The 15,914-nt window shown below is 60.4% G+C and carries 13 protein-coding genes; 3 read left to right on the top strand and 10 right to left on the bottom strand.

The genetic code is table 11. The features are described 5' to 3' along the window. Nucleotides 1–52: 52 nt before the first annotated feature. Nucleotides 53–1,180 (bottom strand): cytochrome c oxidase subunit II, encoded by a 1,128-nt coding sequence (gene coxB / locus AB4N73_RS22215; RefSeq protein ID WP_016772326.1) that lies wholly within the window; start codon nucleotides 1,178–1,180, stop codon nucleotides 53–55. Between the two features lie 370 nt (nucleotides 1,181–1,550). Here coxB and AB4N73_RS22220 point away from each other — a divergent pair, with 370 nt between their 5' ends. Beyond that, nucleotides 1,551–2,201 (top strand): hypothetical protein, encoded by a 651-nt coding sequence (locus AB4N73_RS22220; protein ID WP_460142552.1) that lies wholly within the window; start codon nucleotides 1,551–1,553, stop codon nucleotides 2,199–2,201. Nucleotides 2,202–2,337: 136 nt separating this feature from the next. On the opposite strand, the gene AB4N73_RS22225 is transcribed toward AB4N73_RS22220, so the two are convergent. From AB4N73_RS22225 to AB4N73_RS22235, 3 genes are all read right to left on the bottom strand, one after another. Continuing rightward, on the bottom strand, nucleotides 2,338–3,864 hold the full coding sequence (locus tag AB4N73_RS22225; protein WP_460142553.1) for a SulP family inorganic anion transporter: 1,527 nt from the start codon (nucleotides 3,862–3,864) through the stop codon (nucleotides 2,338–2,340). A gap of 90 nt (nucleotides 3,865–3,954) precedes the next feature. Beyond that, nucleotides 3,955–4,683: a carbonic anhydrase gene (locus AB4N73_RS22230; protein ID WP_016772323.1), complete on the bottom strand. Its 729-nt coding sequence runs from the start codon at nucleotides 4,681–4,683 to the stop codon at nucleotides 3,955–3,957. Nucleotides 4,684–4,920: 237 nt separating this feature from the next. Continuing rightward, nucleotides 4,921–5,979 carry a PA0069 family radical SAM protein gene (locus AB4N73_RS22235; RefSeq protein WP_136493272.1) on the bottom strand — a complete coding sequence of 353 codons (1,059 nt, stop codon included), beginning with the start codon at nucleotides 5,977–5,979 and terminating at the stop codon, nucleotides 4,921–4,923. Nucleotides 5,980–6,250: 271 nt separating this feature from the next. On the opposite strand from AB4N73_RS22235, the gene AB4N73_RS22240 reads away from it, so the two are divergent. Beyond that, nucleotides 6,251–6,526, top strand: a complete 276-nt coding sequence (locus AB4N73_RS22240) for a hypothetical protein (protein ID WP_095182282.1) — start codon at nucleotides 6,251–6,253, stop codon at nucleotides 6,524–6,526. Nucleotides 6,527–6,585: 59 nt separating this feature from the next. Here AB4N73_RS22240 and AB4N73_RS22245 read toward each other — a convergent pair whose 3' ends face one another. The 3 genes from AB4N73_RS22245 to AB4N73_RS22255 are packed head-to-tail and all read right to left on the bottom strand — an operon-like array spanning nucleotide 6,586 to nucleotide 10,433. Continuing rightward, nucleotides 6,586–7,887, bottom strand: coding sequence for a c-type cytochrome (locus AB4N73_RS22245; protein WP_460142554.1), 1,302 nt, complete (start codon nucleotides 7,885–7,887; stop codon nucleotides 6,586–6,588). Nucleotides 7,888–7,899: 12 nt separating this feature from the next. Continuing rightward, a complete protein-coding gene (locus AB4N73_RS22250) occupies nucleotides 7,900–9,684 on the bottom strand; it encodes a GMC family oxidoreductase (protein ID WP_024015017.1) in 1,785 nt (594 codons plus the stop codon). Nucleotides 9,685–9,686: 2 nt separating this feature from the next. Continuing rightward, complete coding sequence (locus AB4N73_RS22255) at nucleotides 9,687–10,433, bottom strand: gluconate 2-dehydrogenase subunit 3 family protein (RefSeq protein ID WP_095182280.1); 747 nt, start codon at nucleotides 10,431–10,433, stop codon at nucleotides 9,687–9,689. Between the two features lie 280 nt (nucleotides 10,434–10,713). On the opposite strand from AB4N73_RS22255, the gene AB4N73_RS22260 reads away from it, so the two are divergent. Then, nucleotides 10,714–11,361, top strand: coding sequence for a phosphatase domain-containing protein (locus AB4N73_RS22260; protein WP_256807407.1), 648 nt, complete (start codon nucleotides 10,714–10,716; stop codon nucleotides 11,359–11,361). Between the two features lie 5 nt (nucleotides 11,362–11,366). On the opposite strand, the gene AB4N73_RS22265 is transcribed toward AB4N73_RS22260, so the two are convergent. From AB4N73_RS22265 to prlC, 3 genes are all read right to left on the bottom strand, one after another. Continuing rightward, nucleotides 11,367–13,394, bottom strand: a complete 2,028-nt coding sequence (locus tag AB4N73_RS22265; RefSeq protein WP_460142555.1) for a M3 family metallopeptidase — start codon at nucleotides 13,392–13,394, stop codon at nucleotides 11,367–11,369. A gap of 113 nt (nucleotides 13,395–13,507) precedes the next feature. Further along, complete coding sequence (locus AB4N73_RS22270; RefSeq protein ID WP_095182278.1) at nucleotides 13,508–13,798, bottom strand: YheV family putative zinc ribbon protein; 291 nt, start codon at nucleotides 13,796–13,798, stop codon at nucleotides 13,508–13,510. Next, nucleotides 13,795–15,846: an oligopeptidase A gene (gene prlC / locus AB4N73_RS22275; RefSeq protein WP_460142556.1), complete on the bottom strand. Its 2,052-nt coding sequence runs from the start codon at nucleotides 15,844–15,846 to the stop codon at nucleotides 13,795–13,797. The genes AB4N73_RS22270 and prlC overlap by 4 nt, the downstream gene beginning before the upstream one ends. Between the last annotated feature and the right edge of the window lie 68 nt (nucleotides 15,847–15,914).

Below are 15,914 nucleotides of genomic sequence, written 5' to 3' on the forward strand. Positions count from 1 at the left end.
CAGGCCAGGGCGCGCTGCCCCGACCGGTTCACTGAATACGCAATTGACCGGCTCATTTGCTTTCCGCCTGTTTCAGCTCCAGCACTTCTTTTGGCGTGACCATGTCGCCCTTGTTGTTGCCCCAGGCGTTACGTTCGTAAGTCACGACCGCTGCGATATCGACTTCCGACAGCTGTTTGCCGAACGCCGCCATGGCGGTGCCGGGTTTGCCGTGGTAGACGATGCTCAGGTGATCCTTGATCGGCCCGGTGGCGATTTTCGAGCCCTTGAGTGCCGGGAACATCGGCGGCAGGCCCTGGCCTTCGGCCTGGTGACAGGCCACGCAAGTGGTGTGGTAAACCTTGTCGCCGCGCTCCTTGAGCTCGTCGAGGGTCCATTCCTTGCTGGTCAGTTCTTTGAGCTGTGCGGCTTCGGCCTTGCGCTCGGCGAGCCATTTTTCGTAGTCGGCCTGCTCCTTGACCTCGACCACGATCGGCATGAAGCCGTGATCCTTGCCGCACAATTCGGCGCACTGGCCACGGTAGAGGCCGGGTTTGTCGATGCGCGTCCAGGCTTCGTTGACGAACCCGGGGATCGCGTCGCGCTTGACCGCAAACGCCGGCACCCACCATGAGTGAATGACGTCAGCCGAGGTCACCAGAAAGCGCACCTTGGCGCCGATCGGCAGCACCAGCGGCTTGTCGACTTCGAGCAGGTAGTGCTCGCCCTTGGCTTCTTTGTTGTGAATCTGTTCGGCGGGGGTGGCCAGGTTGCTGAAGAACTCAACGTCCTGGCCCAAGTATTTGTAGTGCCACTTCCACTGATAACCGGTGATCTGGATATCGATGTCCGGCTCGCTGGTGTCGTACATCTTGATCAGCGTCGCGGTGGCAGGGACGGCCATGGCCACCAGGATCAGCAGCGGCACGATGGTCCACATGATCTCGACGCCGGTGCTTTCGTGGAATTTGGCCGCGACCTGGCCGGTAGAGCGGCGGTGCACCATCATCGACCAGAACATGGCGCCGAAGACGATGATCCCGATCACCACACAGATCCAGAAAATGGTCATGTGCAGGTCGAATACTGCGTGACTGATTTCAGTCGCTCCAGGCGCCATATTCACAGTCCAGGCCGCGTTGGCCGGGCTGAAAATCGACCACAACAGGAGGCCCATCCAGACATGTGGATGTCGCATCATTGCGGGTTCCCCTTATCGTTCTTGTTATCCCGCCGGCGTATCGCCTGCGGCAAGGGAGCGGCTGCATCAGACTACGAACTTGAATCGCCGGGCCTTGCTGCGGGTGCAGTCGGGCGTCATCAGCTAACTCCATTCATTGGCGAGTATAGACAGCGCCCGGGAATTGCAACCCGGGCACGTAAATGAGCTGAAACAGCCGCTGCTTGCGTTCAAGTGCCCGAATGGAGAAGGATGCAGACGAGTGGTGGCGAATGGATATAACGCAGCTGCATCAAGGATGAAATAATTATGACAAATGCGTCTTAGCGTTTTTCGTAAGCCAGCTAAGTTATGTCTTCCCTATTTCATTGCCTTGTTTCCTGGAGTTTTCATGAACACCGCCGCATTGCGCGAGCAGATCCAACAAGCCCAACAGCACGAAAAAGACACCGGCCTGCTGACCCGTCAGCTGGAAAGCAAGCTGCCTCACCTGCACCCGGCGATCCAGTTGCCGGAAGCCGACGCTCATGGCGTGCTGACGCGTTTTGTCGCCGCCTACATCGATGAAGTACCGGACCTGCTGGATGCAGCCAATGAAGTCGCCAAGGAAGCGGGAATCGAATCGCAGATCAAACCGGTGCTGAAGATCGCCGAGCAGTATTTTCTCCAGCCGCCGGCGATCATGGCCGGGCATGTCGGCTTGGACAGCCTGCTCGACGAGGCCTATCTGGCACACCGTTTTGTCGAAGAGGTCAACGACCTGTACATCAAGCATTTCGGCCAGCCACTGATCCCCTTGGACATGACGGTCGCCAACCTGATTGCTCATCAATTGATCGGTGAGGAATTCGCCAACCAACTGGACGAAGCGGTGCATCACGCGATCGACGAGATGCTCAACGAAGAGAGTTTTGCTTTGGAGTCGGTAGAAGCCTACCGCGAAAAACTCAGCAGTCCGGACACTGGCGCGGCGTGGAAACGCTGGCCGTGCATGAGCCGCCGGTTGGGAGTGGGGCTTGAGCTGGATCAGCCTGCTGCGTAACCCTCATACACCATAGATGCAATGTGGGAGCGAGCCTGCTCGCGAATGCGGTCGATCATTCAACATCTCTGTTGGCTGATACACCGCTTTCGCGAGCAGGCTCGCTCCCACAGGGATTGTGCTCAGGCAGGAAGATCTAGCCAGCCGCACCAATCCCGGTATTGGTCCGCACCCGCCCCTCAAGCCGTCGCTTCAACCCACGCGATTCGATCAACAGCTTCGACCCCTTCGCCGCATTCGCCCGGCCCCATTCCTCAAGCAACTCGAGACACGAATGGTCGATGTAGCTCAGGTTGTTGAGCGGCACATGCACTGTGGTGCCGTGAGGAATGCTGCCCAGCACCTGGGTCAGCGCCGGCACTTTGAGGAACGTCGCCGCGCCGACCAGACGCAATTCCATCTCGCCGTCCTGCGGCAGGTCGATCAGGCTGATCTTCAGGCGCGAAGCCTTGAATGCCAGCTTCAACATGGTCAGACCGAAGCCGATCAGCACACCGGTGAGCAGATCAGTGAAGATGATCGCCAACGCTGTAGCGGCGTAGGTGAACATCGGCATCCGCCCGTACCGGCCCAGACCACGGAAGGCTTTCAGGTCGACCAGTTTGAAACCGGTATACACCAGCACACCCGCCAGGCTCGCCACCGGAATGCTTTGCAGCACGCTCGACAGCAACAGCACGAATGCCAGCAGCCACAGGCCATGGAAAATCGTCGAGTAGCGTGTGGTCGCACCGGCCTGGACGTTGGCCGAACTGCGCACGATCACCCCGGTCATCGGCAGCGCGCCGACCAGACCGCAGAGCATGTTGCCGACACCTTGCGCCGACAGTTCACGGTCGAAGTCCGAACGCACGCCGCTGTGCATGCGATCCACCGCCGCAGCGGACAGCAGGGTTTCGGCACTGGCGATAAACGCCACGGCGAACGCGGCAACCAGCAGTGTCGGGTCGGCCAGATTCATCAGGTCGGCCGGCTTGAGCCAATCGATCGCTTCGGCCAGGTTCGCCGGTACCTCAACGCGCTTGACCTGCAACGCCAGCATCAGGCTCGCCACCGTCGCCAGACCCACACCGAGCAATGCGCCGGGAATGAAGCGCAGCGAATGCGGACGGAATTTTTCCCACAGCCACATCACCGCAATCGTCGACAGACCGAGCAGACCCGCCTGCCAGCCAAACGATGGCAAGGCCTGCGCCACGGCCGCCGGGAACGCCGTGAGGTTGTCCAGCCCGGAAGGCTGCGGCTTGGCATCGAGCATCACATGGATTTGCGAGAGCACAATCAACACGCCAATGCCCGCGAGCATGCCGTAGACCACTGCTGGCGCCGTGACCCGAAACCAGCAGCCAAGCTTCAGCCGCCCGGCGACCAGTTGCAGAAAACCGGCGAGCAGCAGGATCGGCCCGAGCATCTCGATGCCATGCTGGCGCACCAGCTCGAAAACCAGCACCGCCAGACCCGCCGCCGGACCGCTGACCTGCAACGGCGACCCCGCCAGCCAACCGACCACCAGACCGCCGATAATGCCGGTGATCAGACCTTTTGCCGGCGGCAGCCCTGAGGCAATCGCGATGCCCATGCACAGCGGCAGGGCGACCAGAAACACAACCACGGAGGCGAGCAGCTCCCGTGGCAACACAGCTTTCAATTGAGCCGCACGCATGGCGATTCTCCCGAAGTTTTCTTCAGGCGTGGCGAGGCCGGACCGCTGAATCAGCGGCCGGCGTCATACCACACAGATTGTTGGGAAGATTTAGAAGCGCGCTTTGGGCGTCGCCACAGGAATCGGATGGCTGCCGTCGAGAGGCAGGAAACGACCCTGGTCCGCGTCGTAAGCTTTGATTTCGCTGGTTTCGATGTTGTAGACCCAGCCATGGATGAACAGATGACCGTTCGCCATGCGCGAGGCTACCGAAGGATGGGTACGCAAGTGCTGCAGTTGGGCGATGACGTTTTCCTCGGTGAGGATCGGCATGCTGTCTTTTTCGTCGGTGCAGTTGCAGTTGTCGTGCACCATGGTTTTCGCGACTTCAGCGTGGCGCAGCCAGGCTTTGACCGTCGGCATTTTTTCCAGGCTGTCGGGGTTGAGTACCGCGCGCATGGCGCCGCAATCGGAGTGGCCGCAAATGATGATGTGCTGCACGCCCAGCGCCAGTACCGCGTATTCGATCGCGGTGGAGACGCCGCCGTTCATCTGACCGTAGGGCGGCACCACGTTGCCGACGTTACGGGTAACGAACAGATCGCCCGGCGAGCTCTGGGTGATCAGCTCGGGAACGATGCGCGAGTCGGCGCAAGTGATGAACATCGCCTTGGGCGCCTGAGCGGTGGCGAGCTTCTTGAACAGTTCTTCCTGCTGCGGAAAAACGTCATGATGAAAGCGTAAAAAGCCATCAACGATCTGTCGCAGTGCTGCATCGGCGGATTGTGCTTCAGGGCTTTGCGCCGAGGCAGCCAACGACTGTTTATCCTTGTCACTCATGATTCATCCTCTTGTGCGGATTCAGGGAGTCTTCCCCGGTATTCCGGTATGAAGCCAGTGGCTGTTTAAACCATCCGGGTCATCCCGACCCGTCAGTCACTCGATGAACAAGGTAGCCGCCGAAACTTAACTGAAACTGAATCAAACGCTCTAGAACGTGTGTTCCAGGTCACAAAAAACGTGACTGGCGTGTTTCGGCGGAAGGATTCCAACCCGTCAACCCAAAGCCAATTGTCGCTAAATCAACGACATCTGGCGACCCGGCGGACAGAAGGCCGAGCAGTCGAGGTTATAGCCCTCGCGTTTGTTCAGGCCAAGCTTTTTGATGGCCTTGGCAAATCTTTGTGCGAGCAGGTCGGCAAACGGTCCTTCACCGCGCATGCGCGCACCGAAACGGCTGTCGTAGAGTTCGCCGCCGCGACTCTGGCGGATCAGGCTCAGCACATGGGCGGCACGTTGCGGATAGTGCGCCTGCAACCACTCCTCGAACAGCGGCGCGACTTCCAGCGGCAGGCGCAGCATCATGTAGGCAGCGCTTTGCGCACCGGCGGCGTGGGCCTCGGTGAGCAGGCTTTCGATCTCACTGTCATTGATCATCGGAATCATCGGCGAACACAGCACGCCTACTGGAATGCCTGCTTCGCGCATGACCCGGATCGCGCGCAGGCGTGCCTTGGGCGCTGCGGCGCGCGGTTCGAGGATGCGTTTGAGTTCATCATCCAGCGTGGTCAGGCTGATCATCACCGACACCAGCCGTTGCTGCGCCAACTCGGTCAGCAAATCGAGATCGCGCAGAATCAGCGAACCTTTGGTGACAATGGTCACCGGATGCCGGTAACGCAGCAGCACTTCCAGGGTCTGACGGGTGATTTTGTATTCGCGCTCGATGGGCTGATACGGGTCGGTATTGGAGCCGAGATTGATCGGCGCACATTGATAGCCGGGTTTGCTCAGCTGTTCCTCGAGGACCTGGGCGGCATTGGTCTTGGCAATCAGCCGGGTTTCGAAATCCAGGCCCGGCGACATGTCCCAATAGGCGTGGCTGGGCCGTGCGTAGCAATAGATGCAGCCGTGTTCGCAGCCGCGATAGGGATTGAGCGAACGGTCGAAGGGCAGATCCGGCGAGGTGTTGCGGCTGATGATCGATTTGGCCTTCTCGATGATCACTTCGGTGTTTTGCGTCTCTGGCACTTCCTGATACCAGCCATCGTCCTCGGCCACCGAACGACTGGGCGCAAAGCGGTTGTGCGGGTTGGTCGCGGTGCCGCGACCGCGAGGTGGCAATGGAGTAGACATGAAAACGCCCCGATACTGTATATGCGCACAGTATCGGGGCGATCCTCATCTGGCTAGTGCCGTCGGGCGAGTGGTCAGTTGTGGTTGTTCATGTCCGCTATGTTCGCGGAGAGGAACAGCATTCAGGGCTTTCTCTGATCGTAACCGACGTTCCCACAACTGTGTGCACATACACCCTGTCAGATATGACAGTAGACGTGGTTGCAAGCGCCGTCTTAGGTTAAAGCCTCATGACTAATAACGTCTTGCCAACCGGAATGGATTGAATGTGATGCCAATCAGAATTTTGCTTGAAATTGCAGACATGGAACGCGACGGAAGTCCCGAGGTTGTTTTTTATCATTATGGCGATAACGCCACCGAAATGATGGACTACGACTACGCGCTATTTGCCTCTTCATCGCAGGCAAACGATCGCTATGACCTGCTTTCCGAAGAGGTTATCGATAGCGACGGGGATGGCGATATCGATAACCATGACAAGAGACTGTACTTGCAGTTGGCGGATGCGTTTGTGCAGTTCAGAGGTCTGAAATCGACACGATGAACACCGCTGACTCAACATGCGAAGTCATGTCGTGCCAGCGGTCTGTCGACACATTTCGCTCAGTTATGCGAGGTGAGCTGCCCAAGATCGTCACCGGAGGTCTGCTTCATATCCTCCGTACGCAACTCGGCAACATCGGCAGCTTTCACCGGCGCACCCTTGTTGCCCCAGCTGCCACGGATGAAACTCACCACATCCGCGACTTCCTGATCCGACAGGCGCCAGGCGAAACCGGGCATTGTGAAGGTCGATGGCGCGGTGTGCGTTGCCGGCAAAGTCCCGCCCTTGAGCACGATATGAATCAGCGAGGTCGGATCGTCGGTTTGCAGCACCGGATTGCCCGCCAGCGCCGGGAACACCCGTGTGTAGCCATGGCCGTCGGTACGGTGGCAGGCGGCGCAGTTGTCGATGTACACCGACGCGCCGCGTTGGCTGTCGTCGCCGTTCCACAGCGCTTTGGCCACTTTCTCGTCGTAATGATGCGGCTGATCCGCCGGGTCATTGGCCGGCAGTGATTTGAGATAGCGGGCAATCGCGGTGAGGTCGGCGTCGCTCATGTACTGCATGCTGTGGGTGACCACATCGCTCATGCCGCCGAACACTGCGCTGCGATCACTGCGCCCGGTCTTGAGGAATTGCACCAGTTGTTCTTCGCTCCAGCTGCCGAGGCCATCCTTGTGATCGCCGCGCAGGCTCTTGGCGATCCAGCCTTCCAGCGGCGCACTGCCGGCGAGGAATTCGCTGCCGTCCGCCGCGCTCAGGGATTTTTCCTGCATGGTCAGCGCACGCGGGGTGTGACAGGCGCCGCAGTGGCCGAGGCCTTCGACCAGGTATGCGCCACGATCGATCACCGGATCGGCCGATGTGGCCTGGTAATCCTCGACCTTCGGCGCGAACAGCCAGCGCCAGCCCATCAGCGGCCAGCGCATGCTCAACGGCCAAGGAATATCGCTGGCCTTGTTCTCCTGCGCCACCGGTTCGACGCCGTGCATGAAGTAGGCGTACAGCGCCTGCATGTCGGCCTGGTTGACCCGCGCGTAGGACGGATAAGGCATTGCCGGGTACAACGTGCTGCCGTTTTTGGCCACACCGTGGCGCACGGCCTGGTCGAAGTCCTCGAAGCTGTAATCGCCCAAGCCGGTTTTGTCCGGGGTGATGTTGGTCGAGTAGATCGTGCCGATCGGCGTCTCCATCGGCAGACCGCCGGCAAACGGCTTGCCGCCCTTGGCCGTGTGGCAGGCCACGCAGTCGCCAGCGCGGGCGAGGTATTCGCCTTGTTTGATCAGCTTCTGATCAACTTCGGCCGCATAAACTGACGTGCTGCCGAGCAGGGCGAGGGTGGCGATAACGAAAGTTTTCATGGTCATCGCTCCTTAAGCCTGTACCAGCGGGCCGGGGTTTTTCAGGTATTGCTCGCGGATCGCTTTTGCCGACCAGTAGGTCAGCGCCGCCACCAGCCCGGTCGGGTTGTAGCCCAGGCCCTGCGGGAACGCCGAGGCGCCCGGGACGAATACGTTGTGCACGTCCCAGCTCTGCAAATAGCGGTTCAGGGCGCTGGTCTTCGGATCGGTGCCCATGATCGCGCCACCGTTGAGGTGGGTGGTCTGGTACGAGGCGGTGTTGAAGTGGTCGCCGACTTGCTTGCCGATCACCGCAATGGCTTTCGGGCCCATGGCTTGGGCGATCTTGCCCATCTTCTCGACCATGAAGCGGTTCATCTTGATGTCGTTTTCCTGCCAGTCGAATGTCATGCGCAGCAGCGGCAGGCCGTAGGCATCGCGGTACACCGGATCGAGATCGAGGTAGTTGCCACGGTAGGACTGATGCGCGCCGTGGGCGTCCATCGACACCTGGTGGGTGTAGTAATCGGCGGTGGCGCGTTTCCACGCGCTGCCCCACGCCGGTGTGCCCGGCGGGTTCGAGGTGCCGGCAATCGGTCGACTGCCAGCCTGGTTGACCCACATCGGCGAACCGCCGACGAAGCCGTGCGGGCCGTGGTCGAAGTTGTCGGCGTTGAAATCGTCCACCGCCACGCCGTTGCCGCCAGCGCCGATGAAGTTGTTGGTGTGGGTGTCCTTGTCGAAGAAGGCCTTGATGGTGGCCATGTTCTGGTAGGCGAAGTTACGCCCGACCACGCCTTCGCCGCTGATCGGGTCGTACGGTTTGCCGATCCCGGACAGCAGCATCAGACGCACGTTGTGCAACTGGAATGCGCCGAGGATCACCAAATCCGCCGGCTGCTCGATCTCGCGGCCCTGGCCGTCGATGTAGGTGACGCCGGTCGCTTTGGACTTGCTGCTGTCGAGGTTGACCCGCAGCACATGGGAGTTGGGCCGCAGTTCGAAATTCGGCAGGGGCTTGAGCGCCGGCAGAATGTTCACGTTCGGCGAGGCCTTGGAATACATGTAGCAGACGTAGCCGCTGCAGAACCCGCAGAAGTTGCATGGCCCCATCTGTGCGCCGTAGGGATTGGTGTACGGCCCCGAAGTATTAGCCGAAGGCAGGTTGTAGGGTTTGTAACCGACTTCTGTGGCCGCTTTGCCGAACAGCTGTGCGGATACGGTGTTCTTCTGCGCTTCAAGCGGGAACGGGTTGGAACGATCCGCCGCGTATGGGTTGCCGCCCTTGCCCTGACCGACCAGTTGGCCTTTCACCGTCCAGGCCTGGCCGGAGGTGCCGAAGACTTTTTCCGCGAAGTCGAAAAACGGTTCCAGCTCTTCATAGCTGACGCCGAAATCCTGAATGGTCATGTCTTTGGGGATGAAGCTTTTGCCGTAGCGTTCTTCATAGTGGCTGCGCATGCGCAACTCGATCGGGTCGACACGAAAGTGCACGCCCGACCAGTGCAGACCGGCGCCGCCGACGCCATTCCCCGGCAGGAACGCGCCCAGCTGGCGGTTGGGCAGGGCGATGTCGTTGACGCTGTGGCGAATGGTCACCGTCTCTTTGGAGATGTCCTGAAAGAGTTTCTTGCGCACGCTGTAGGTGAGTTCGTCGATCACCTGCGGATAGTTGCCGTCGGGGTAGGTGTCCTGCATCGGCCCGCGCTCCAGCGCCAGCACGTTCAGACCCGCCTCGGTGAGCTCCTTGGCCATGATCGCGCCGGTCCAGCCGAAACCGACGATGACTGCATCAACCTTCTTCATTACCGTTGCCATGCTTACGCCCTCTCGCCGCGAATCGACACTGCCGGGAAGGGGTATTGCTCGTTGCGTTCCACCCAATCCATGAAATCGGCGCGGGCGCCGGGGAAACCGATCATGGTCCAGCCGACCATGCCTTTATTGCCACCGTGGATCGGGTCGCAGAAGAAACCTTCCTTGGTGTTTTGCAGCAGCAGATTGAAGAAAATCTTCGCCGGCACCGCGTCGAACTGCGGTTTGCCGGCTTCCAGTTGCTTGAGCAAATCGTCTCGGGTAGCGCTGTCTTGCTCGGCAAATGTTTTACCGCTCAGACCTTTTACCCACTGATCCGTGGCGGCGATGCCGAGGCGATAGATGTCTTTGGGCACCAGTTTGCTCTGCCAGCCCATCTCCGGTGCCGCGTCGGCATTGAACGGGCCTTGCATGTACCACAGGGCACCGGCGGCGTACGGGGTGTTCATCTGCCGGTCGATGTATTCCGGCACGCCGGCTTCGAGGGCACCGGGGCCTTGTGCGTCGTTGGGGATCAACTGGGCGACGGCGGCGTTGATGAATGCCCATTCTTCGGCGGTGAAAAAGCTCGGCTGATAATCACCCGCGCCAACAGCGGCAGGTTTTGCTGCGGCCGGCGCCGGTGTACTTTCAGGTGCGGCTTGCAGCACGCTGCTGCCCAGGCCGGTACCGGCAAGCGTGACCACCGGAATCAGGGTCAGGGATTTGCGCAAGAACTCACGCCGCGGGTTGTCTCGATCTTGATCAGACATGGGGGGCACCTCATCAGGCATAGAAGTCAGCCGCTTCTGCGAGCAGCTCGAGGAATTTTGCGTTGCGACGATCAGGGTTCGGTCGGGTAAAGGCCGATCCCTCTGCAACATCATGTGACAAATGGTAGCAGGCTAAGCATCAAGAAAAACCGTTTTCCCGGAAAAAAGCCCGGCGAGGCGCCGATTCACGTTTCTTTGACGACCGGCTCACGGCGCGTTGACCGCTCAAAAGCGAAGCTGCAATTCCTCCCATGAAGATTGCCGAAACGGTCAGCCCAGCATGTATCGAGTGCGCTTTTTCCCCGCGTTATGTTTCTCGCTTGTTGCACTGTTGCATGGCATTGCCGCCCGGGCGGCCGACGCCACGCCATCTCGCCCGGCCGAGTGGGCGCAACCGGTAGAGGCGCAGTTCAACCTGTTCCGCATGTCACCGACGCTGTATCGCAGCGCCTTGCCCAGCCGCAGTGCGGTGCCGCTGTTGAACGATCTGCATGTCGTCACCGTAATCAACTTCCTGCCTGACGCTGATAGCGACTGGCTCTCCGCGCCGGGCATCAAGCAGGTGCAACTGCCGTATCGCACCAACCACGTCGACGACAGCGATGTGCTCAAGGCTCTGCGCGCGATTCAGTCCGCCGAAGCCGACGGCCCGGTGCTCATGCACTGCAAGCACGGTTCTGACCGCACCGGTCTGATGGCGGCGATGTACCGGGTGGTGGTGCAGGGCTGGAGCAAAGAGCAGGCGCTCAAGGAAATGACCGAGGGCGGTTTTGGTGACAGTCAGCATTTCCACGACAGCGTGCGCTACGTGATGCAGGCCGATGTTGATCGGTTGCACGAAGCCCTGATCAATGGCGAATGCAGCACCAGTGCATTCGCCATGTGTTCGATGAAGAGCTGGTTCGACTCGGCCCACGTTCAGCGTTGATCAGTTCAATCGGCTGGCGCAGGAAACAGTGCGCTGTCGATGGGTTTTCCGAGAAAGGCTTGCAGTGCGGCGGGCAGTGCCTGTCTGTCCCCCGAGAGCAGGTGTTCGCGCATGTCGCGGCCCGTCTGTTCGTTGAACAGACCTTCACGTTCGAAGCGCTTGAACGCCTCGCTCGCCAGCACACCCGACCATTTGTAGGCGTACAGCGAAGCCTCATAACCGGTAACCAGATAATCGCAGCTGTTGGCGAAGCGGCAGTAGGCCGGGATGGACAGGTGCGCGAACTCACTTTGCACATCCTCGACTACTTGCTGAACAGTGCGACCGTCACCGTGACAGCGGTGCAGTTCGAAGTCGACCAGCGCGTTCAGCAACAGCATTGCCGTCTCCCGGCTGCGCTGGATGCCTGTGGCGGAAAACGCGGTATTGGCCTGCGCTTCGGACAGACGCTCACCGCTCTGGTGATGCGTACCCAGCCAGCGCAGGAATTGCCCGGATAACGCCCATTTTTCGAACAGTTGCCCGACAAACTCGGCAGCGTCGCGGCTCAGATGCGAAATGCCGGACAGGTTGTAATGCGGCGAACGCGTCAGCACATGATGCAGGCAATGGCCGAATTCGTGCAGCAGAACACGCAGATCCTGCGGATCCAGCAGGTAGGGTTGCCCGTTTTCCGCTGCCGGGTAATTGCATTGAAGCGAGGCAATCGGCAGTAATGGTCGGCCTTCGGCGGTGATCCGTCGATTGCGCAGTACACCGGTCCAGGCATAGTCGTTGCCCGCGTCGCGGTGGAACGGGTCGATGTAGATGTAACCAACCGGTTGCTGACGCTCGCTGATTTCGAACAGGCGTACATTTTCTGCGAAACGCTCGTGGACGGTATTTTCGCTGATGCTGATATCGAACATATGCTCGCTGAAACGGCAGAGGCTGTGCAGTGTGGCTTGCAGCGCGAAGAACTCGCGCAGGTCCTGCTCCGTGCCGCCGGACTGCTTCAGGCGTAATTGCTCGGCGAGGAAATCGTGATCCCACGCTTCTAGCTGTTCAACCCCGTGCTCGCGGGCCAAGGCCTGCAAATCATCGGTCTCGCCCGCCAGTGACACGGCATTGCGGGCGATCTGCTGGCGCAGAAAACGGCCAACCTGATCGGTGCCGGTAGCCATCCGGTTGTGCAGGCGCAGATGGGCAAAGTTGTCAAAACCCAAGAGCCGGGCTTTGGCATGACGTGCGGCCAGCAGCGTCTGCAAAACCGGCCCGTTATCGAAGCGACCGGCCTGTGGCCCCTGATCCGAAGCGCGGGTGCACCAGGCTTTGAAATACTCCTCGCGCAGTCCGCGGTGTTGTGCCCGCCTCATGACCTGTTGGTAAGTGTTCTGATCCAGGGTCAGCCGCCACCCGGGCAGGCCGGCCTTGTCGGCATTGGCGGCCAGATGCGCCCGCGTTTCGGCCGGCAGTCCCGCCAACAGCGCGGCATCGTCGATGTCCTTGCTCCATGCCGCGTTGACCGATTTGAGGTTGCTCATGAAGCGCTTTTCCAGCAGATCGATTTCGCCGTTCAATCGCGCCAGATCCTTGCGCTGCGCACTCGACAATTCACTGCCGGCCAAGTGAAACCGGCGCAGGATTTTCGCCAGCGAGGCTTTGCGTGCATCACTGAAGCTGGCGGCTATGGAGCTCTGTGCCAATCGTTGATAAACCTGGAGCAACTGTCGATTGCCGGCCTTCGCAGTCTTGTAACGCTGCGCGGCGTGCGTACTCAGGGCTTCCTGCATCAACCACTGGGGCTCATCGGCATGACTGATCGAGAGGAATTCGATGATCGCCATGGTTTCATCCAGGCGCGCATCGGCTTCATCGATGGCAATTACCACGTCGTCCCAGTTGGGATGATCGACCTGAGTGGCGATGACGTTTTCGATGATCAGCAGGTTGTCGGCAACGATGCGCTCGACTGCTGGCAGCAGATGTTCGGCGCGTATCGCCGCCCAGGGCGGCAACTGCCAATGTTGTAAAAGTGGATTGGTATCAGGCATGGCGTCTTCCGTGAGAGAGGGCTGGATCGGCCAGCCTAATCAGGAAGCGCAGGGGCAAGGTGGTGGATAGATACCGCCACCTGCCGACGATGATCGGCAGGCAGCGGTCGTTGTCATTGTTGCTCGTCGGGCTTTTTCTTCAACTTCGGGTTGGGGAAGAACTGCACGGCCTGAACCTTTTTGTCGGCGGCAGGCTTCAGCGCGCTGGTATTGACCCGCGTGCCCAGCTCTTTGGGCACCGACAGGCCTTGCTCGTTGAGCGTGTCGGAGTAACCGCAGGCCACGCATTCGCGGTGCGGCACGCCGTCTTCGTTCCACATCATCAACTTGTCCGGCTCGCTGCACGCCGGGCAGACCGCCCCGGCGATGAAGCGCTTCTTGGTGATCAGTGGGCCGTCGCTCATGCTGCCGCGTCCTCACTCAGACCGCTGTGGCGCAGCAGCGCGTCGATCGATGGCTCACGGCCACGGAAGTCGACGAACAGCACCATCGGTGCCTGCGAGCCGCCGCGCGCCAGAATCGCTTCGCGGAACGCACGACCGGTTTCAGCGTTGAGCACGCCGTCCTCCTCGAATTTCGAGAAGGCATCGGCGGACAACACTTCGGCCCACTTGTAGCTGTAGTAACCGGCTGCGTAACCACCGGCAAAAATGTGCGCGAAACTGTTGGGGAAGCGGTTGTAAGCCGGTGGACGCATGACCGACACCTCGTCACGCACGCCATCGAGCACTTGCGCCACGCTGCGGCCATCGCCGTGGGTGGCGTGCAGTTCGAAGTCGAACAGCGAAAACTCCAGCTGACGCACCATCATCAGCCCGGACTGGAAATTCTTCGCCGCGAGCATTTTTTCCAGCAGGTCCTGCGGTAGTGGCTCGCCGGTCTCGTAGTGGCCGGAGATCAGAGCGAGGCCTTCCGGCTCCCAGCACCAGTTTTCCATGAACTGGCTTGGCAGCTCGACCGCATCCCAGGCCACGCCATTGATGCCGGATACGCCAGCGTGTTCGACGCGGGTCAGCAGGTGATGCAGGCCGTGGCCAAACTCGTGGAACAGCGTGGTCACTTCATCGTGGGTCAGCAGCGCAGGCTTGCCGCTGTCGGCCGGGGTGAAGTTGCACACCAGATTGGCCACCGGGCTTTGCAGCACGCCGTCGACGGTGCGACGACGGTCGCGGGCGCCGTCCATCCATGCGCCGCCACGCTTGTTGGCACGGGCATACAGGTCGAAGAAGAAGCGGCCGACGTGCTGGCCGTTTTCCTTGATCTCGAACAGGCGGACGTCCGGATGCCAGGTGTCGAAGCCTTTCTGCTCGGCGATCTCGATACCGTACAAACGCTGAACGATGGCGAACAGGCCGCTCAGGACTTTATCGATCGGGAAGTAGGCACGCAGGGTTTCCTGAGCAACGCTGTAACGCTGCTCGCGAAGTTTTTCACCGTAGAAACCGCTGTCCCAGCTTTGCAGATCGGCGCAGCCCTGTTCGGCGGCGTAAGCGCGCAGTTGTTGCAGATCCTGCGCGGCGAACGGCTTGCTGCGCTGGGCCAGATCGCGCAGAAAGCTCAGCACCTGATCGCTGGATTCGGCCATTTTCGTCGCCAGGCTCAGCTCGGCGAAACTGGCGAAGCCCAGCAGTCGGGCCAGTTCCTGGCGCAGGTCGAGGATCTCTTCCATCACCGGGCCGTTGTCGTTCTGCCCGGCATTCGGGCCTTGATCCGAGGCACGGGTGCAGTAGGCGGCGTAGACTTCTTCGCGCAGCGCGCGGTCTTGCGCGTAGGTCATCACCGCGTAATAGCTGGGGAATTCCAGAGTGATCAACCAGCCATCCAGACCTTTGGCCTGGGCGGCGGCAGCCATTTGCGCCTTGGCCGAATCGGTCAGGCCGGCGAGGGCGGCTTCATCGGTAATGTGTTTGGTCCACGCCTGAGTGGCGTCGAGCAATTGGTTGGAGAAGCGGCTGCCGAGCTCGGACAGCTTGCTCTGCACTTCGGCGTAACGTTTCTGCTCGGCTTCCGGCAGGTCGATACCCGACAGGCGGAAATCGCGCAGGGCGTGTTCCAGAATGGTTTTTTGCGCGACGTCGAAACTGGCAGCTTCCGGACTGTTGGCCAACGCCTCATACGCCTGGAACAGTTCGCGGTTCTGGCCCATCTCGGTGGAGTAGGCGCTCAGAGCCGGCAGGCACGACTCGTAGGCTTCACGCAATTCGGCGCTGTTGCACACGGCGTTAAGATGGCTGACCGGGCTCCATGCCGCACCGAGGCGATCGTTGAGTTCGTCCATCGCCAGCACCAGACCGGCCCAGGTCGGGTTCTTGCCCTGGGTCTTGAGGATCTCGGCGATGGCGGCGCGGTTGTCCGCGAGGATGGTTTCGATGGCGGGCAGGACGTGTTCGGCACGGATCGTGGAGAACGGCGGCAGGTCGTAGGACTGCAAAAGAGGGTTGTTCACGCTCACGGTTGGCACCTTGGCTGGAAGAAACATGCGCCCATCTTAATTACAATCGACACTCACCGCAGCTATCG

The sequence above is a fragment of the Pseudomonas sp. S3_B08 genome, assembly GCF_054667725.1.